Here is a 17,618-nt window from a genome sequence, read left to right on the forward strand (position 1 = left end):
ATGCGGATCCGCCCTGTCAACCCCCTGGTTCTCCGCTCCTCGGGCGGAGATGCTCGGAAACGACCCTCCCCCACGAGCGAACCCCACACGCGAGGACGACATGACCGACATCGCCGAAGACCCCCGTTACGCGCACACCGACGGACCGTTCCCGCCCCAGCAGCAGACGCAGCCGGGGCAGACCGACGAGACCCGCCCCACCCCGGACCACGGCGAGCAGAGCTACGTGGGCCACGGTCGCCTGGCCGGGCGCCGCGCCCTCATCACCGGGGGCGACTCCGGCATCGGTCGAGCGGTCGCGATCGCGTTCGCCCGAGAGGGAGCGGATGTCGCGATCGTGCACATGCCCGAGGAGCAGGAGGATGCCGAGGACACGCTCGGCCTCGTGAGAGACGCCGGACGCACGGGGCTCAGCCTCGCCGGGGACGTCCGCGACGAGGCCTTCGCCACAGACGCCGTCGTCGAGGCCCGCCGTGCCCTCGGCGGACTCGACGTCCTGGTCCTCAACGCCGCCTACCAGCACGACGTCGGCGGCTTCGCGAACCTGAAGACCGAGGACATGCGCCGCGTGTTCGACACCAACCTCGCCGGACTCCTTTTCTCGGCCCGCGCCGCCTATCCGTCCATGGAACCGGGCGCGTCCATCATCGTGACCGCCTCCATCCAGGCCGCCGAGCCGTCGCCGGGACTCATCGACTACGCCATGACCAAGGCCGCTCAGGTCGCGTTCGTCAAGGCGCTCGCGCAGGAGGCCGGATCGCGCGGCATCCGGGTCAACGCGGTGGCGCCGGGGCCGATCTGGACGCCGCTGATCCCCGCCACGGGCTGGGACGGCGAGAAGGTCGCGCACTTCGGCTCGGACACCCCGCTCGGTCGCGCCGGGCAGCCGGCCGAGCTCGCGGGAGCCTACGTGTACCTGGCCTCGGCCGAGTCATCGTACACATCCGGAGCGGTCCTCGCGGTGACCGGGGGGAAGGCGCTGTGAGCATCGTGGCCCCCACCGACCCTCCGTCGCCTGCGACTCCCGCCTGGGAGATCGTCCCGCTGGGGCACACCGGCTGGCGCATCTGCGACGCCACGCGCGGTCATACGGACCCCTCACGCATGGTCGCCTACGCCGAGAAGAGCGAGATCGGCGCGATCGAGGTGCTGTGGCTGCGCAGCCCGTGCCCGAACCGTTCGCGCTACCGCGACCTCGACGAACTGCTCGCGGATCTCGACGCGGCCGTCGCCGCCGCCGAGGTGGACCGCTCGACGCGGCCCTTCGAGATCCCGCACTTCCCTCCCGAGAAATGACGACCCGTCGCCGACCGGGCCTCCGACGAGCCGGGGTCCGGTCAGCGACGGAGCGCGGGTGAGTCGTCCGTGCCGCGGTCGGCCTCGTCGGGAAGCTCCTCGACCGGGATCACGACGACGTCCTGCACCTTCCAGTCCAGCGCCGCGATCCCGGCGGACGCCTCCGTCAGCCACCGCAGCGGCACGCGGGAGCGCCGCGTCGTGACGAACGCCTCGATGTGGAACACCTGGCCCTCATCACGCATGCGGACGGCGGCCTCGTCGACCCAGGGCAGCCCGCGCAGGTACTCGGTCACCTCGCGGCCCAGCGGGTGCGGTTCCTCGTCGTCGTAGGTGCGGGCGCGCTGGTCCATGAGATCCGCCACGGCCGACCGGGTGTTGCGGAACCCGTCGCGGACGATGCCGATCGAGATGAACAGGGCGGCCACGCCGTCCAGCCACCACACGCCGAGGCCGATGCCGATGACGCCGACGATGGATGCCGCATTGGTCTGCCAGTCGGCCTTGGCCATGTCGGCATCCGCGTAGAGCAGCTTGTTGTGCAGCAGGGGTGCGAGGCGCGCCTTGGCCGGGCCATAGAAGAAGACCGGACCGATCACGATGACCGACATGACGGCGACCATCAGCCAGCCGAGCCACACCGTGACCCCGAACAGCTTCACGGTGCCGATCGTCGGATGGTCACCGGTGACCAGGCCCGAGACGGCCTCGAAGGCGAGATTGAGTCCGACGGTCGCGAGGGCGACCCCGGCCACGACATGGCCGACCCCCATCGCCCTGTGCCGTCCGTACGGGTGATCGACGTCAGGGCGGCGGCGGACCTGGAGCAGCGCGGTGAGGAAGGCGATCTGCGGCAGCAGCGACAGCATGTCCTCGATCCACGCCGTGCGCATCGACTGCGAACCGCCGACCACGAAGGCCACGACGGTGATCGTCACGATGGTGTACCCGATCGTGAAGTACTCCCACCGGATCGCGGAATGCAGGGCGCGATGCTGCTCGGGCGGCAGGTCGGTGCGACCGAAACGATGCGGGTCGCCGCGGCTCACGATCCGGCCTCGCCGTCGAGGTAGAGCTCGATGTCGGAGAGCAGCGCGTTCTCGCCGGCCGGCACCAGCCACACCACGGTGCGGCCGTCCAGGCCGGGAAGGTCGGCGTATCCTCGCGTCGCGCCCACCCGATCCGCCCAGGGCGTGTCCGCGCTGAACCCGCCGACGGCCAGGTCGACCTCGCCCTCCTCGAGCATGCCGACGAGCGTCTCCTCGCCCGCCGGAACCCAGTCGATGCGCGCGTCGATCGACTCCGCGTACCCCTCGGCGAGGTCCACGAGCGGCCCGGTCGGTCCGTCCCGCCCCGCCTCGGCCAGCCCGGGATCCAGGCTCACCCCGATCCGCAGCGTTCCTCCCCGGGCGGCATCGAGGGTCCCGTCCGGATCCACGGGCACGGTGCCGAGGCATCCGGTGAGGGCGAGGGCGAGGGTGCACGTGGACAGTGCGGCGGTCGAGCGGCGGACAGCGGGGGCGAGCATGCGCCCATGATGCGTGCCGGGAGGGGAGGGACTCAAACGGGTTGACCGCCGCCCCGCCCGGCGGTATGCGCGTGGCCGCCGCCGCGGGGCGTCCGTGTCAGGCCGGAAGTGGGAAGCGCCGGCGCAGCACGACGCGCTGTGCGAGCGTCCACACGACCGTGACCGTCAGATACAGCGCCGCCGCGAGCGGGACGAACACGGCGAAGACGGCGGTCAGATAGTGCAGTGCGCTCATCGCCCGCAGCATCCCCGGCGAGGACAGCGGCGAGTCCTCGACCGGCGTCGGACGGAACACGCGCCGGGTGATCTCGGCGACGACGACCATGACGAGCACGAGAACGCCGAACACCGTGAGGGTCGGAAGTGAGAAAGGACCGGCCGCCAGCATGTGCACGAGACTGGTCCCGAGCGGCGCGCCGAACAGGTCGTGGGCGAGCAGATCGTTGGGATGCCCCGCGATCTCGGTGCGCAGGAACAGCGTGTACAGGATGCCCACCACCGGCGCCTGCAGCAGCACGGGCAGGCACCCCGCGAACGGCGACGTGTTCTCGTCCTGGTAGAGCTTCATCGTCTCGCGCTGGAGACGCTCGGGGCTCGTCCCATACCTCTGCTGGAGCGCCCGGAGCTTCGGCGCCAGGCGCGCCCTGATCTGTTCGGCCCTGGCCTGCGAGATGCCGACCGGGATGAGCACGGCGCGCACCACGAGAGTGACGACGACGACCGCGAGAGCGGCGGCGGAGGCGCCGGCCGCGGGTTCGAGGAAGGCGGCGAGGCCCGCAAGGGCGCCGTAGGCCGCGTCGAGGAGCGCGGCGAGGGGAGGGAAGGAGAAGAGGTCCATGGATGTCCGTTCGATGCGTCGGGAGGGTGCGGCGTCTGCCGTGTCCCGACGCGAACGGACGGGTCACACGGCGCGCACGGCTCCCGGCGCTCGCGGACGGGGATGACCGGCGGCATCCGGATCGCTCTGCGAGAGCAGAGTCGACGCATCGATGGCGCGCAGGGGGTGAGGCGGAGAGTCCTTGCCGACCGCGGTGAATCCGGTCCACGAGAGCAGGACCACGGCCAGGGCGGCGACGATCGCGATGGCCAGCCCCAGCAGGGCGGTGTCCGGGATCGTCACGAGCCCGAGCGCAGATAGCACGAAGCTCATCAGCTGCTCGAACGCGTCCGCCATACGCCGAGAGTACCTCACCGTGTCGACACGGTGAGGGCCGGAGAGGTCAGCTCCAGGGCTCGTCGGAGGCGCCGTCCTCGTCCGGAGCCGTCGCGCCCTGCTTGTCACCCGCGAGGCGCCGGGTGGTCGAGGAGCGCTCGGAGCCGTCGGCCGAACCGCCCTGCCCCGAGGCGTTCGATGTCGTGGGGTCCTCGGCCTCGGCGGGGGCGGCCTCCGGCCCGTCCTGCGCCGAGTCTGCCGCGTGCTCCTTCCTCGTCGCCGCGGCGTCCGCGCGGTAGTCCGGTCGCGGCGGCTGCAGATCCTGATCGGAGAGCTCGCCGCCCTGGCGTCCCCCGTACGGGCGTCCGTGGTCCGCGGACTCCTCGCGGCCGAACACCAGCTCCCACTCGCCCACCGTGAAACGGGCCCCGGTGCGCAGGATCTCGGTGCGTTCGCCGGACGCGTCCTGAGACGCCGCGTTCGTCTCACCGGGGCCGTGCAGCGTCAGCACGTACTCGTCGCGCTCGTCGTGCGTGATCGTGGCGTGGACCGCCTCCGCGCCGGGCAGAACGAGCTCGTTGCCGGCGGCGGAGCCGATCCGCACCACGTCGTCGCGCAGATGGAACATCAGCCGGTCGTCGCCGCGGGTGATGCGCAGATGCGGATCTCCGGCGCCCCAGGCGTCATGGGTCGTCGTCGGGGTGTGGGGTTGCGTGCTCATGGTGACCTCCTGGCTCGACGGTAGGCCGAAGGCTCCGGGCGGCAGGAGGGGGTTGACAGCGCGTCACGGGAACGACCGGATGCCGAGGTCGGGCGTAGCCTCGGACCATGAACGCCTTCGCAGAACTCCTCGGCATCCGGCATCCGATCGTCCTCGGTGCGTTCGGAGGCCTGTCGTCCGTCGCCCTCACCGCCGCGGTGAGCGAAGCAGGCGGACTCGGGTCGTACGGGCTGTACGGCTACGACGGCGACCGGATCCTCCGCACCGCCACGGAGCTGCGGGCCGTGACCGACAGCCCGTTCGCATTCAACATCTGGCTGCCGATGGGCGACGAGGCGGACCCGGGGCCGCAGCACGCCGTGTTCGCGCAGGCGCTGGAACCCTTCTACGAGGCGGTGGGCGTCGAGGTCCCCACGCGTCCCGATCGCTACGTGCCGTCGCTCGACGAGCAGCTCGAAGCGATATGGGAGGCCGCGCCGGCGGTGCTGAGCGTGGTCTACGGCGTGCCGTCCGCGGAGCTGATCGCCGAAGCACGCGACCGCGGCATCCGAGTCGTCGGGACCGCCACGACGGTCGCGGAGGCACTGGCGCTCGAGGCGGGCGGCGTCGACGCTGTCGTCGCGAGCGGCATGGAGGCCGCCGGGCACCGCGTATCATTTCTGCGCCCTGCCGAGGAGTCGCTCGTCGGCACGGTCGCGCTCGTGCCGCAGGTGGCCGACGCCGTCGGCGTGCCGGTGATCGCGGCCGGCGGCATCGCGGATCGCCGCGGCGTCGCTGCCGCCTTCGCACTGGGCGCCTCCGCGGTGCAGGTCGGCACGGCGTTCCTCGCGACCGCTGAGTCGGCGGCGAACGACGCCCACCGCGCCGCCATCCGGGGCACGGCGGCGGACGGCAGCGTGCTGACCCGCGCCATGAGCGGGCGCCTGGCCCGCGGTGCGCGCAACCGCGCGGTCCGGGCGATCGAGGCGAGCGGCACGATCGCGCCGTTCCCCATGCAGAACTGGCTCACCGGTCGCTTCCGCACGGCCGCCGGTGCGCAGAACCTCGGCGAGCTGCAGTCGCTGTGGCTCGGACAGGGCGCGCCGCTGGCGCGGTGGGATGCGGCATCCGAGCTGTTCGACGAGCTCGTGGCGGGGGTACCGGCCTAGAGGATGACGGTCGAGCGGCCGTGCACGATCACGCGGTCCTCGGCGTGCCACTGCACCGCGCGGGCGAGCACCAGGCGCTCGACGTCGGCGCCGCGGCTCTGCAGCTCTGCGGCCGATTCGGAGTGCGTCACGCGCGTGACGTCCTGCTCGATGATGGGGCCCTCGTCGAGGTCGGCGGTGGCGTAGTGCGCGGTCGCGCCGATGAGCTTCACACCGCGCTCCTTGGCCCTGGCGTACGGGTTGGCCCCGACGAACGCCGGCAGGAAGGAGTGGTGGATGTTGATGACGGGGGCGGCGAGCTCCTCGATGAACGAGTCCGTGAGGATCTGCATGTAGCGCGCGAGCACGACGAGGTCGACGTTGCCCTGGAGGATCTCCAGCTGGCGCCGCTCCATGGCCTGCTTGTCGCCCGAAGGGATGTGCACGAACGGGACGCCGAACGTGCGCACCGCGTCGGCGAGATCCGGGTGGTTGGAGATGACCATCGTGATGTCGATGTCCAGCCGGCCGCGCTGCGCGCGCCACAGCAGCTCCATGAGGCAGTGGTCGTACTTCGACACGAAGATCGCGACGCGCTTGCGGCGGGAGGCGTCGTGCAGCGACCATTCCATGCCGAAGCGATCGGCCACCTGCTGTATCGAGGCCTCCAGCGCTGGTCGCGCGGCGGCGAGACCCGGAAGGTGGATCACGGTGCGCTGGAAGAAGCGTCCGCCCTCGGAGTCGGTGGAGTGCTGGTCCAGCGAGATGATGTTCGCGCCGTGCTCGGCGAGGACGCCGGCGACGGCGGCGACGATGCCGGGCTGGTCGTCGCACGCGATGAGCAGACGGGCGGTGTCGGGCTGGGACATGGATGCTCCTTGGAAGGTCTCGCTCGATTCTGCCCCGTCGGTCGCGATCGTGACGAATCCTCGGCCGGACGCCGTCGTCCGACGCGCACGGTGCCGATACTCTGACTCCGTGAACGCGAGCGAAGCCGGTCTCATCCTCGTCCCTCTGATGGCGGTGCTCGCGCCCCTGCTCGCGCGCGGCGTGCGACCGGTGCTGCGCGTCCCGGTGATCGTGTTCGAGCTCGTCCTCGGCATCCTGATCGGACCCGCGGTGCTCGGCTGGGTCGACACCGGTGAGGTTCTCGACAAACTCAGCGAGTTCGGCCTGGCGATGCTGTTCTTCATCGCGGGGTCGGAGATCGACTTCCGTCGTCTCGCGGGGAAGCCGCTCGTGCGGGCGTCGCTCGGCTGGGTCCTGAGCGTGGTGCTGGGCATCGGGCTGGGCTTCTTCTTCGCACCGGGCGAGGGGATGGTCGTGATCGGCATCGCGCTGAGCTCGACGGCGCTGGGTACGCTGATGCCGATCCTGCGGGATGCCGGGGAGCTGTCCGCGCCCTTCGGGCGCACGGTCACGGCGATCGGAGCGGTCGGGGAGTTCCTGCCGCTGATCGCCATCTCGATCTTCCTGAGCACGCGGACGACCTGGGTCGCGACCGCTGTGCTCCTCACCTTCGTCGTGCTCGCAGCGATCGTCGTCGTCATCGCGCATCGGACCCCGCACGGGCGGCTGCACGCGTTCCTGCGCGCGACGCTGCACACGTCCGACCAGTTCGGCATCCGCTTCGTGCTGCTGCTCATCGCGGCTCTCGTGGCGCTCAGCGTGATCCTCGACCTCGACATGCTGCTGGGTGCGTTCGTCGCCGGAGCGGTCTGGCGCATCATCATGGCGCGGGCGCCGAAGGAGGATGCCGAGGAGATCGAGAGCAAGATCGAGGCGATCGCGTTCGGCTTCCTCGTGCCGATCTTCTTCCTCTACACCGGCATCACCTACGACCTGGAGGCGCTGCTCTCCTCGCCCGAGGCGCTCGCGCTCGTCCCCGTCTTCCTCGTCGCTCTGCTGGTGTTCCGCGGCGCGGCCGCCCAGTTCTCGGCTCCGGCCGGCGCCGGCCTGCGCGAACGCTCGGCGCTGGCGCTGCTGTCCGCCACGGGCCTGCCCATCATCGTGGCGGTGACGGCGATCGGAGTGGAGCAGGGGATGCTCGACTCCGGCATCGCGGCCGCGCTCGTCGGTGCCGGGATGCTGTCGGTGCTGCTGTATCCGCTCATCGCGATGTCGCTGCGCGGCGATGCGGCGCGGCTCGCGGCCGCCGAGAAGAACGCGCCTGTCAGCGAGCTGTGATGTCGGCATCCGCGCTTCTGGAGCAGGCTCGCACGGCGCTCGCCGGCGTGCGCAAGGAAGGCCTCGGCGAGGAGCGGCACTCCCGGTTCCGCGGCGACCGCATCGTGCGGGTCGGTGAGGCCTGGCACGTCGGAGTGCTGCTGCTGACGGACGATGCGGCGCTCGCGACGGCGGAAGTGCTGCGTGCCGCCGATGCCGGCCGCCGGGGCTACACGGCCGAATCGGCTCGGGAACGGGCGGTCCGCCGCGAGTGGGCGCTGCGGGGCGGGTTCGGAGAGGGGGAGGTCGCCCATGTCGGATGGAGCGTCATCGACGTGGATGCCGTGGATGCCGGCGGATCCTCGGGTCCGCTCTCGATGATCGACGGCGTCCCGCACGTGAGATGGTCGGCATCCGGAGCCTTCATGCCCCTGGAGGCATACCTCCGCGACCAGCTCTCCCTCCTGACCTGACGCCGCCCCCGCCCCCGCCCCTCGTCCCCGCCACCCTCGCCCCCGCCCGCCCCCGCCCCACCGCGGCTCGCGAGACTTGGTTTGTGGAGCGAGACTTGGTCAGGTGAGCCAAGTCTCACCCAGCAGGCCAAGTCTCACGGCGAGGCGACGTCTCACGGCGAGGCGAACGTCGCGGCGAAGCGGGCGAGGAGCGCCTCGCCCTCGGTCACGGTCTCCGCCAGGACGCGCTGCTGGACCGCGTCGAACGCATTCGCGTCGAAGTAGCCCTTGGTGCGGTAGAAGGTCATGCGCTCGGCGAAGTCGGCGGGACTCGGCTCCGGGTGGAACTGCGTAGCGTACAGATGCGTGCCGACCCGGTACGCCTGCACCGGGCACGCATCCCCCTCCGCCAGCAGCTCGGCGGTCGGCGGGGTCTGCGCCGCGGACTCCTTGTGCGCCGTGAACACGTGCAGCTCCGGACCGCTCGGGCCGAAGATCGGGTCTTGCCGGGCCGCCTCGGTCGCGCGGATGGTCACGGCGGAAGCGGATTCCGGGTGGTCCACCGTGACGATGCCGCCCAGCATCCTCGTCACGACGCCGATGCCGTAGCAGGTGAACAACGCGGCGGTGCCGCCGTCGATCGCCGCCGCGGCGATCCGCTCGAGATCGGACTCCACGCGCCGCTGCTCGGCGGTCGGGGCGGGGTCGGTGACATTCAGCGGAGAGCCGCCGATCACGATCCCGCGGTGGCCTGTGACCGCTGCGGGATCCAGCGGGGCGGTGAGCAGATCCAGCCGGTCGAGCTCGGCGACGCCGAGGCCCCGACGGAACGACGCGTACTCCGCATCGGCCGCGGCCCGCTCCGGGCGCACGCTGATGTAGAGAAGCGAGGCCATCCGGCGATTCTAGCCAGTCCGCGACCGTCGGCACGGCGCGTGTCCGACGGTGACGGACGCCCCCTCAACGGGAGGAGTTCGCCGTGCGGCCGCGGACGATGCCGACGAAGACCGCGACGTAGTCGTTCTCGGGCTCCCGGGTCCACGCGAAGGCCACGGTCGAGACCGGACCGCCGCGCAGCACCCGGTATTCGACGTCCTTGCGGTGGTGCAGTCGCGCCAGCGACATCGGGACGACGGCGATGCCGACTCCGGTCGCGACGGTGGCGATCAGGTCGGCAGTCGTCGGGACGGCGCCGGCGACGGCGGCTGTCGTGCCGGGAAGATCGAGTGCGAGGACGTCCTCCTCCGAACGGAGCAGCCCCTCGCCGTCGAGGTCGGCCGCGTCCAGCTCGTCCGCCGCGAGCAGGTGCGAGTCGACGGATGCCACCACCACCGGCAGCTCCTCGTAGAGCGGGATCACGTGCAGCTCGGCATCCTCGATCGGAAGCCGCACGAGCGCCGCGTCGAGGTCCTGCAACGCCTCGCGCTGTCCGGCCACGCTGATCGGAACCAGCTCCAGCGGGACATGCGGCATGCGCTGCTTCCACGTGTCGATCCACTTCCCGGGGGTGGCACCGGGGATCGCCCCCAGACGGAAGCTGCGCTGCTCGGATGCGGCGGGTGCGGGCGCGCTCTGCCCCGCGCGGGATGGTGTCCGTTCGTCGCGCGACGGCTTCTGAGCCTTCACGCCCGGGGCCTTCTTCGCGCAGGCCTTCTTCGCCGTCCCGTTCTTCGCGGAGGTCTTGTTCGCGGGCGCGCGGCCGGCCGGCGTGCGGCGACGTGCACCGCCCGCGCGTCCGCCTCGTGCGCCGTTCCCCGCTTTCGCCACGCCCCCAGGCTACTCGGTGCGCTCGCGGCATCGCCCCCGCGACGGACTGGGCGAGCGTCTCAGCGTGCGCGGCCGCCCATCGCGGACGCGAGCTGAAGCCCTCTCGTCGTGTGCGCCGCCAACTGCGTCATACGAGGAACCGCTTCGCGCACGAGAGAACTCGGACCGTTCCTCTCGCGGCGTCGCTCTCTCTCACGACGGTCAGGCCGCGAGCCAGAGGCCCTTTCGGTCGGTGGCGATCGTGAGGCCCGCGGCGACCGTCTCGTCGTCGCCGATGCGGGACCCGCGCACGATGCGCGCTCCGGCGCCGACCTCGGTGCGGACGCCGATGTGCGCCCCGGCGCCCACGGCGGCACCCTGTCCGATGTGCGCGTGCGCGTCGATGGAGGCGTTCTCGCCGATCACGGCGTCCGGCTCCACCCAGGCGCCGCGGGCGACCTTCGCCCCCGCGCCCACGCGCGCACCCGGTTCGATATAGGCGCCGGCCTCGATGATCGCCATCGGGTGCACCTTCGCGCCGTGCGCGACGAGGCCGCGGCCGTTGGCGTGCTTGCGGTAGCGCAGCGTCTCGCCCTGGTCGTCCTCGATATCGATGTAGTTCTTGCCCACGTTTCCTCCCGTTCCGGAGACTCCCGGATATATCAACAACCGCGCAAGGGGCGATTTCATTCCCGCAGCGGGATGATCGTCATCTCTGGCAGCGTGGACACCAGAACGTGACGCGCTCGCGGGTCGGATCCGCGCCCTGCTCACCCCGCAGGATGAGCGTTCCGCAGCGCCGGCACGGGCGGCCGGCGCGTCCGTACACCCAGTCCGTCTCACCGCGCCGGGCGACGCCGGTGAAGGTGCGGTCGACGCGATCGCGATTGGCGCGGATCGTTCGCACCCCGAGGGCGAGCAGGGCGCCGGCATCGACCTCGGCGGCCGGCGTCGTGGGCAGGATCCCCCGCAGGAACAGCAGCTCGGCGGCGTACTCGTTTCCGAAGCCCGCGACGTTGCGCTGATCGAGCAGGGCGACATGGATGCTGCGCGAGTCCGCTCTCAGCCGTCGGGCGGCTTCCTCGGCATCCCAGGACGGACCCAGCGGATCGGGGCCCAGGTGATCGAGGAACCGGTCCTCGTCCCGTGTCGGGAGCAGCTGCACCTCCGCGAGGTCCACGCCGACCGCTTCGCGCCGCGCGGCGCCGACGACGGCGCGTACGCGGAACGCCGGATGCCGCCACTTCTCACCCGGGCGGTACAGGTACCACGCGCCCTCCATCCGCAGATGGGAATGCAGCGTGTGCTCGCCGACGCGCAGCAGCAGATGCTTGCCGCGCGAGACGCATCCGTGCACGGTGCGTCCGGTCAGATCCGCGGTGGCCGCCTGGGGGACCCGCAGGTCGAAGCGCGTGACGGTCTGCCCGGCGAGGGCGGCGTCCAGGCGACGTGCCGTCCGGAAGACCGTGTCGCCCTCAGGCATCCGCTGTCTCCGCGGGGTGCTCGACCAGCGACCGTGCGAGCATCGTCGACCCGGCGACGGCCGCCGGCATGGTGATGATGGCGCCCAGCGGCACCAGGAAGCACAGCTGGGTCGCGACGCCGAAGCCGAGCACGCGAGCCCGGCGGACGGAGAGCAGTTCCGACCGCGACGAGGCCGACAGGCCGCGCGCGTCGAAGGCGCGGCCCGTGAGCTCCCGGGCGAGCAGGCGTCCGCTGAGGACGACACCCGTCACGGAGGCGAGGAGGCCGCCGACGAGGGGGAGGAACCCGATCGCGAGGGTCAGGAGGGCGACGAGGACGCCCAGGGCGATCAGTCGGATGCCTTCGCCCACGGTTGCCCAGAATCCGGTCTCTCCCGTCGGTTCCGTGCCGTATTCGCGTTCGACTCCGCGCCAGATCCGCTGGTAGAACGGGTCGCCGATCGTGAGCGTAAGGGCGGTGAAGACGGCGCCCGCGAGCGCGAGCGCGGCGATGAACATCACGATGCCGAGGCTCACGCGCAGGATCTCGCGCCACGGCGTGACCCAGCCGTCGGCGAACGGCGTCGCCCAGTCCGTGAGGATGCCGAGGCTCAGGCCGAAGGGGATCAGCGCCGCGGCGAGGAGCAGGAAGGCGAGGAACGCGGGGAGCAGGCCGAGCGCCATGAGGCCGGGGCGCACGCTCCAGAACCGGAATCCCTTCAGGAGCATCCCGATTCCGATCCCGAACTCCCGCACCATGCCTCCAGCGTAGAGGGCGGCCCGGACGTCGACGCGTCCGACGCCGGGCTGTCTCACACGGCTTTGCGCAGTGTGTAGCCGCGCGGCGTGGCGACGAAGCCGGCCTCTTGGAGTGCGGTCGCGAAGGCGGTTCCGTACACCGGCTCGCCGTTGACCTTCTCGACCGTCAGGGTCTCGAGCCGGCGGGCGCGCGAGGTCGCGGCGAGATCGGATGCCGCGGCACGCAGCGTCTCCTCGTTCTCGTCGAAAGCGAGCACCGTGCGGCCACCGCGTTCGAGGTACAGCACGAGCGCGCCGTCCACGAGCACGACGAGGCCGCCGGCCTTGCGGCCGGGGCGGTGGGAGACGCCGTCGCGCCGCGGCCAGGGGAGCGCGGCCCCGTACGGATTCGCCGGGTCCGTCGCGGCGAGGGTGACCGCATGGCGCGGAGGAGGGTCGGCGAGCCCGGCGAAGGTCCGCAGGCGGTCGACCGTCGTGGACGCCGCGAACTGCGCCGCCCCGAGCTTCTCGATCACGTACCCGCGGCGGCAGTGCCCAGCCTCCTCGAACCCCGCGAGCACCCGGTACACCTGGGCGAAGCCGCCCGGGACGCCCTCGGACTGTGCAGAGCCGCGCGTGACGACGCCGTACCGGTCCAGCAGCAGTCCGGCGGTCACCGTGGCGCGGCGCGCCGGGTCCGTCTCGCCGGCCGGAAGCAGCGACCAGCGCCCTCCCGTGATCGTCGGACGCGCCGTCGACCCCCCGAAGGACACGCCCCGGTACGTGCGTGCGCGCGGGGCGCGCCGCACGGCCTTGTGCGCCTGCGATCCGCCGGCGAGCAGCTGGCGCACCGGCGCGAAGGTGTCGTTCGTGACGCGTCCCGACCAGGTCAGCGCCCACAGAGCGTCGAGGACCGACTGCTCGTTCTCCGCCCCGACCCGGTCCCGCAGGTGCGCAGCGAAGGAGGCACCTCCCGCACCGAGGGCCCCGAGAAGGCGGGCCTCGAGCGAGTCCGGGGCGATCTCGGTCTCATCGGGGTCGGGCAGCGTGAAGGGAGCCAGATCGACCGGGTGCAGCGAGACCCAGCCGTCACGGCCGGGGAGCGTCCCGTGCCCCGCCCAGACGACCTCGCCGTTGGCGGTGAGCTCGTCGAGCAGCGCGGGAGAGTAGTCCCGCACGCGGGACGGCAGGACGAGCGATTCCCAGGCGCTCGCCGGGATCGGCACGCCCGCGAGCTGCTCGATCACGGCGAGCACGCCGTCGAGTCCTTCCAGCGGACGGGACAGATGCTGCCAATCCGGGAGGAACCGGGCGAACGCCGCAGGCTCCACGGGTTCCACGCTGCCGCGGATCGCGGCGAGCGAGCGCATCCGCAGGCGTCGGAGCACCTCGGTGTCGCACCACTCGGGACCCGCGTCGGGGGCCGCCTCGGCGGTGGACAGGAAGTAGCCGCTGCTGAGGCGCCCTGCGCTCTCGAGCCGCTGCAGGGTGTGCCGCGCCACGGCCGTTCCGATGCCGAAGCGGGTGGCGACGGCCTCCGTCGTGAACGGGCCGTGGGTGCGCGCATGGCGCGCGACCAGATCGCCGAGCGGATCGGCGACGGGCTCCAGGAACGCCACCGGGATGCCGGTGGGCAGGGCGACGCCCAGGGCGTCGCGCAGGCGCGCAGCGTCCTCGATCGCGGCGATGCGCGGAACGCCGCCGACGGTCACGGCGATCGCGCGGCGGGCCGCGACGAGGTCGTCGAGGTGAGCGGATGCCGCAGCACGTCGCGCGGGCGTCGCGACGGCGTCCGCGGCGTCGCGTTCGCTCGACGGACCGGTGTCGTCGGCCGCGTCGTCCTCGTCCGCCAGGCGCTCCGCCACCTCCGCGGCATCCAGGGGCCCGAGCATCCGCAGCAGGTCGGCGACGCCCTCGAGGCCGCGGGTGCGGCGGGCCGGGTCGAGCCGCTGGGCCTCGCGCTCGAACTGCGCGATGACGTCCGGATCGAGCAGCTCGCGCATCTCCACCGTGCCGAGCAGTTCGCCCAGGAGCGCCGGGTCGACGGAGAGCGCCGCGGCCCGTCGCTCCGCGAGCGGCGAATCGCCCTCGTACATGAACGCGCCGACGTAGCCGAACAGCAGGTCTCTGGCATAGGGCGACGGCTGCGCCGGCTCGGTCTCGATGAGCCGCACGCGCCGGTCGGCGATCCAGCTTGCGAGTCGGCGCAGCGACGGCAGGTCGTAGACGTCCTGCAGCACTTCGCGCAGCGTCTCGAGGATGACGGGGAACGTGGGGTGACGACGTGCGACCTCCAGCAGCTGCGCGGAGCGCTGGCGCTGCTGCCAGAGCGGGGTGCGGCGGTTGGGATTCGTGCGCGGCATGAGCAGCGCCCGCGCGGCGCACTCGCGGAACCGGGAGGCGAACAGCGCCGAACCCCCGACCTCCTCCGTCACCAGCTGCTCCAGCTCGTCGGGGTCGAAGACGAACAGCTCCGCCCCTGGCGGCTCGCTCTCGGCATCCGGGATCCGCACGATGATCCCGTCATCGCTCGCGACCGCCGACCCCTCGACGCCCAGCCGCTCCCGGACGCGGGCGTTGATCGCCAGCGCCCAGGGCGCGTGCACCTTCATTCCGTACGGGGAATGAAGGATGACGCGCCAGTCGCCCACCTCGTCATGACCGCGCTCGACCGTGAGCGTCCGGTCGGTCGGCAAGGTCCCCGTGGCGGCGCGCTGCTCGGTCAGGTGGGCCATGAGGTTGTCGCGGGCGAGAGCGTCGAGCCCGGCATCCATCAGGCGCTGCGTCGCCTTCGCGGGCTCCGCGGTGGAGACCTCGCGCGAGAAGGCGCCCAGCGCCTCGCCGAGCTCGAAGGGTCGGCCGATGCCGTCGCCGTGCCAGAACGGCACGCGCCCCGGCTGGCCGTAGGCGGGGATGACGTTGACGCGATCGTGCGTGATCTCCGCGATCCGCCAGCTCGTCGTGCCGAGCGTGAACACGTCGCCGACGCGGGACTCGTAGACCATCTCCTCGTCGAGCTCGCCGACGCGCGCTCCAGTCGACTCGCCGGCGACGAAGACGCCGAACAGACCGCGATCCGGGATCGTCCCGCCGCTGGTGACCGCGATGCGCTGGGCCCCAGGGCGTCCGGTGAGCGTCCCGGCGTCGCGGTCCCACACCAGCCGCGGGCGCAGCTCGGCGAACTCGTCGGACGGGAAGCGTCCGGCGAGCAGATCCAGCGTGGCCTCATAGGCCGAGCGCGGCAGGGACTGGAACGGCGCCGAGCGGCGGACCGTCTCGAACCAGTCCTCGACGCCGATCGGATCGATCGCGCACGCGGCGACCGTCTGCTGGGCGAGGATGTCGAGCGGGTTGCGCGGCACGGCGATCGCCTCGATCCTGCCGGCCAGCATCCGTTCCGTCACGATCGCGGTGTGCAGCACGTCTCCACGGTGCTTGGGGAACAGCGCGGCGCGGCTGACCTCCCCGACCTGGTGGCCCGCGCGTCCGACGCGCTGCAGTCCGGATGCCGCGGAGGGCGGCGCCTCGACCTGGATGACGAGATCGACCGCTCCCATGTCGATGCCGAGTTCGAGGCTGCTGGTCGCCACGACGCAGCGCAGGACGCCGGACTTCAGCTCTTCTTCGACTTGTGCGCGCTGCTCCTTCGACACCGACCCGTGGTGCGCCTTGGCGAGCACAGGGTCGGCGCCCGCGGTGGTTCCGCCCTGAGCGGGCATCTGCGCGGGGACGCGTCGTGCCGCAGCGGGCGGCGGGCTCTCGCCCATGCGCTCGGCATAGATCTCGTTGAGCCGGCCGGTGAGCCGCTCGGCGAGTCGGCGCGAGTTCGCGAACACGATGGTCGAGTTGTTCTGCAGGATGCGATCGACGATCGCCTCCTCGACATGCGGCCAGACCGATCCGGTGACCTCGGAGTACTCGGCGGGCTCGCCGTCGACGGGGGGCGGCGCTCCGGGCGGTGCCGGCGGGTTGGTCATGTCCTCGATCGGCACCACCACGCCGAGCTCGAAGGTCTTGCTCGCGCGCGGTGCGACGATCTCGACCGGCTCGGAGCCGCCGAGGAACCGGGCGACCTCGTCGATCGGGCGCACGGTCGCCGACAGGCCGATGCGCTGCGCCGGACCTTCGGCCCCCCGCGCGCGCCGCAGGGCGTCCAGCCGTTCGAGGCTGACGGCCAGGTGCGCGCCGCGCTTGGTCGCGGCGACCGCGTGCACCTCGTCGATGATGACCGTGTGCACGCCGCGCAGCGTCTCGCCCGCTCGGCTGGTGAGCATGAGGTACAGCGACTCCGGCGTCGTGATGAGGATGTCCGGTGGATCGGCGACCAGCTTGCGGCGGTCGCTCGAGGTGGTGTCGCCGGAGCGCACCCCGACCGTGACGGACGGGGCGGGGATGCCGAGTCGCCTGGCCGACTGCCCGATGCCGACCAGCGGGGAGCGGAGGTTGCGCTCGACGTCGACGCCCAGCGCCTTCAGCGGCGAGATGTAGAGCACGCGCGTCCGCGGGAGGCCCTCGTCCGTCGATCCGGATGCCGTCTCCGTCCGCTCCCGGAAGATGCTGTCGATCGCCCACAGGAAAGCCGACAGCGTCTTGCCCGATCCGGTCGGCGCGACGACGAGCGCGTGCTTGCCGGCCGAGATCGCGTCCCAGGCGCCGGCCTGCGCGGCGGTGGGTGCGGCGAAGGCGCCGCGGAACCAGTCCTGGGTCGCCGGCGTGAAGCGTTCGAGCACATCGCCCATCCCTCCATCATGGTCCGTGCCCCGGACATCGGGTCGACGATGTCGGCGGCACGCGGCATCCTGAGAGCATGGCGACGCACACGACGAACTATCGCGCGACGTTCATCGAGGTCGCCGAGGACTGTCCGACCGACCACGCGACCGAGCCGCCGGCAGGCGATCCGCCGACGATCGCGGCGCTGCAGTACCGGCTGATCGCCGAGGAGCCGTACGCGCACACGTCCGATGACGTCGTCTTCGCGGTCCACGCACTGCGTCGGGGTATGGACCCGGACGATTCCGCCGCGCGGGAGGAGTTCTTCTCGAAGGGACAGCCGTGCCTGCGGTCCTCGCCGCTCGGCAAGCGCTACGGCTGGGGGATCCTCAGCGACGAGCAGGGGCGTGTCGCGCTCGTGGCGCGCGAGTCCCAGACGTACGCGGCGCTGGCCGCCGATCCCGCCCTCGGGCACACCAGGGCCATGCGGTCGCGACGCGCTCCGCGCTGAGTCG

18 protein-coding genes are annotated in these 17,618 nt (G+C 72.0%); 6 read left to right on the plus strand and 12 right to left on the minus strand.

The window, feature by feature from the left end:
- Positions 1-100: 100 nt before the first annotated feature.
- Complete coding sequence (locus tag KYX17_RS22785) at positions 101-985, plus strand: SDR family oxidoreductase (RefSeq protein ID WP_243229702.1); 885 nt, start codon at positions 101-103, stop codon at positions 983-985.
- Positions 982-1,296 carry a hypothetical protein gene (locus KYX17_RS22790; RefSeq protein ID WP_243229703.1) on the plus strand — a complete coding sequence of 105 codons (315 nt, stop codon included), beginning with the start codon at positions 982-984 and terminating at the stop codon, positions 1,294-1,296. Before KYX17_RS22785 ends, KYX17_RS22790 begins: the two co-directional genes overlap by 4 nt.
- A 41-nt stretch (positions 1,297-1,337) precedes the next feature.
- Here the strand turns inward: KYX17_RS22790 and KYX17_RS22795 are convergent, their stop codons facing one another.
- The 5 genes from KYX17_RS22795 to KYX17_RS22815 all read right to left on the minus strand — a co-directional run bounded on the left by KYX17_RS22795 (position 1,338) and on the right by KYX17_RS22815 (position 4,698).
- A complete protein-coding gene (locus KYX17_RS22795; protein WP_243229704.1) occupies positions 1,338-2,345 on the minus strand; it encodes a cation diffusion facilitator family transporter in 1,008 nt (335 codons plus the stop codon).
- Complete coding sequence (locus KYX17_RS22800) at positions 2,342-2,824, minus strand: hypothetical protein (RefSeq protein ID WP_243229705.1); 483 nt, start codon at positions 2,822-2,824, stop codon at positions 2,342-2,344. Before KYX17_RS22800 ends, KYX17_RS22795 begins: the two co-directional genes overlap by 4 nt.
- 97 nt (positions 2,825-2,921) lie before the next feature.
- Complete coding sequence (locus KYX17_RS22805) at positions 2,922-3,662, minus strand: membrane protein insertase YidC (protein WP_243229706.1); 741 nt, start codon at positions 3,660-3,662, stop codon at positions 2,922-2,924.
- 63 nt (positions 3,663-3,725) lie between these two features.
- A complete protein-coding gene (locus KYX17_RS22810; protein ID WP_243229707.1) occupies positions 3,726-3,998 on the minus strand; it encodes a DUF6412 domain-containing protein in 273 nt (90 codons plus the stop codon).
- Between the two features lie 46 nt (positions 3,999-4,044).
- Positions 4,045-4,698: an FHA domain-containing protein gene (locus KYX17_RS22815; protein WP_243229708.1), complete on the minus strand. Its 654-nt coding sequence runs from the start codon at positions 4,696-4,698 to the stop codon at positions 4,045-4,047.
- 107 nt (positions 4,699-4,805) lie between these two features.
- Here KYX17_RS22815 and KYX17_RS22820 point away from each other — a divergent pair, with 107 nt between their 5' ends.
- Positions 4,806-5,846 carry a nitronate monooxygenase family protein gene (locus KYX17_RS22820; RefSeq protein WP_243229709.1) on the plus strand — a complete coding sequence of 347 codons (1,041 nt, stop codon included), beginning with the start codon at positions 4,806-4,808 and terminating at the stop codon, positions 5,844-5,846.
- Here the strand turns inward: KYX17_RS22820 and purU are convergent.
- Positions 5,843-6,694 (minus strand): formyltetrahydrofolate deformylase, encoded by an 852-nt coding sequence (gene purU / locus KYX17_RS22825; RefSeq protein ID WP_243229710.1) that lies wholly within the window; start codon positions 6,692-6,694, stop codon positions 5,843-5,845. The two genes, KYX17_RS22820 and purU, sit on opposite strands and share 4 nt — an antisense overlap.
- Positions 6,695-6,803: 109 nt before the next feature.
- Between purU and KYX17_RS22830 the strand changes: the two genes are divergently transcribed.
- Positions 6,804-8,012, plus strand: a complete 1,209-nt coding sequence (locus KYX17_RS22830; RefSeq protein WP_243229711.1) for a cation:proton antiporter — start codon at positions 6,804-6,806, stop codon at positions 8,010-8,012.
- Positions 8,012-8,464: a glutaminase gene (locus KYX17_RS22835; protein WP_243229712.1), complete on the plus strand. Its 453-nt coding sequence runs from the start codon at positions 8,012-8,014 to the stop codon at positions 8,462-8,464. Before KYX17_RS22830 ends, KYX17_RS22835 begins: the two co-directional genes overlap by 1 nt.
- 152 nt (positions 8,465-8,616) lie before the next feature.
- Here the strand turns inward: KYX17_RS22835 and KYX17_RS22840 are convergent, their stop codons facing one another.
- The 6 genes from KYX17_RS22840 to KYX17_RS22865 form a co-directional block, all read right to left on the minus strand.
- Positions 8,617-9,339 carry a GMP synthase gene (locus KYX17_RS22840; RefSeq protein ID WP_243229713.1) on the minus strand — a complete coding sequence of 241 codons (723 nt, stop codon included), beginning with the start codon at positions 9,337-9,339 and terminating at the stop codon, positions 8,617-8,619.
- Positions 9,340-9,403: 64 nt separating this feature from the next.
- Entirely contained in the window at positions 9,404-10,210 is an 807-nt protein-coding gene (locus KYX17_RS22845) for a LysR family substrate-binding domain-containing protein (protein ID WP_243229714.1), read from the minus strand.
- 201 nt (positions 10,211-10,411) lie between these two features.
- Positions 10,412-10,819 (minus strand): transferase, encoded by a 408-nt coding sequence (locus KYX17_RS22850; protein ID WP_243229715.1) that lies wholly within the window; start codon positions 10,817-10,819, stop codon positions 10,412-10,414.
- A 79-nt stretch (positions 10,820-10,898) separates the two neighbouring features.
- Positions 10,899-11,672, minus strand: a complete 774-nt coding sequence (locus KYX17_RS22855) for a DNA-formamidopyrimidine glycosylase family protein (protein WP_243229716.1) — start codon at positions 11,670-11,672, stop codon at positions 10,899-10,901.
- The gene (locus KYX17_RS22860; protein ID WP_243229717.1) at positions 11,665-12,411 is read right to left on the minus strand and encodes an EI24 domain-containing protein; all 747 of its coding nucleotides are present in this window, start codon (positions 12,409-12,411) and stop codon (positions 11,665-11,667) included. Before KYX17_RS22860 ends, KYX17_RS22855 begins: the two co-directional genes overlap by 8 nt.
- Positions 12,412-12,464: 53 nt before the next feature.
- Entirely contained in the window at positions 12,465-17,129 is a 4,665-nt protein-coding gene (locus KYX17_RS22865) for an ATP-dependent helicase (protein WP_243229718.1), read from the minus strand.
- A gap of 68 nt (positions 17,130-17,197) precedes the next feature.
- On the opposite strand from KYX17_RS22865, the gene KYX17_RS22870 reads away from it, so the two are divergent.
- Positions 17,198-17,614 carry a DUF6157 family protein gene (locus KYX17_RS22870; RefSeq protein WP_243229719.1) on the plus strand — a complete coding sequence of 139 codons (417 nt, stop codon included), beginning with the start codon at positions 17,198-17,200 and terminating at the stop codon, positions 17,612-17,614.
- Positions 17,615-17,618: the final 4 nt, after the last annotated feature.

The sequence above is a fragment of the Microbacterium sp. CIAB417 genome (assembly GCF_022788845.1).

Excerpts from the sequence above, each read along its gene's own strand:
- KYX17_RS22785 (WP_243229702.1), top strand. The coding sequence starts at position 101 with ATGACCGACATCGCCGAAGACCCCCGTTACGCGCACACCGACGGACCG.
- KYX17_RS22800 (WP_243229705.1), bottom strand. The coding sequence starts at position 2,824 with ATGCTCGCCCCCGCTGTCCGCCGCTCGACCGCCGCACTGTCCACGTGC.
- KYX17_RS22805 (WP_243229706.1), bottom strand. The coding sequence starts at position 3,662 with ATGGACCTCTTCTCCTTCCCTCCCCTCGCCGCGCTCCTCGACGCGGCC.
- KYX17_RS22810 (WP_243229707.1), bottom strand. The coding sequence starts at position 3,998 with ATGGCGGACGCGTTCGAGCAGCTGATGAGCTTCGTGCTATCTGCGCTC.
- KYX17_RS22815 (WP_243229708.1), bottom strand. The coding sequence starts at position 4,698 with ATGAGCACGCAACCCCACACCCCGACGACGACCCATGACGCCTGGGGC.
- KYX17_RS22820 (WP_243229709.1), top strand. The coding sequence starts at position 4,806 with ATGAACGCCTTCGCAGAACTCCTCGGCATCCGGCATCCGATCGTCCTC.
- purU (WP_243229710.1), bottom strand. The coding sequence starts at position 6,694 with ATGTCCCAGCCCGACACCGCCCGTCTGCTCATCGCGTGCGACGACCAG.
- KYX17_RS22835 (WP_243229712.1), top strand. The coding sequence starts at position 8,012 with ATGTCGGCATCCGCGCTTCTGGAGCAGGCTCGCACGGCGCTCGCCGGC.
- KYX17_RS22840 (WP_243229713.1), bottom strand. The coding sequence starts at position 9,339 with ATGGCCTCGCTTCTCTACATCAGCGTGCGCCCGGAGCGGGCCGCGGCC.
- KYX17_RS22855 (WP_243229716.1), bottom strand. The coding sequence starts at position 11,672 with ATGCCTGAGGGCGACACGGTCTTCCGGACGGCACGTCGCCTGGACGCC.
- KYX17_RS22860 (WP_243229717.1), bottom strand. The coding sequence starts at position 12,411 with ATGGTGCGGGAGTTCGGGATCGGAATCGGGATGCTCCTGAAGGGATTC.
- KYX17_RS22865 (WP_243229718.1), bottom strand. The coding sequence starts at position 17,129 with ATGGGCGATGTGCTCGAACGCTTCACGCCGGCGACCCAGGACTGGTTC.
- KYX17_RS22870 (WP_243229719.1), top strand. The coding sequence starts at position 17,198 with ATGGCGACGCACACGACGAACTATCGCGCGACGTTCATCGAGGTCGCC.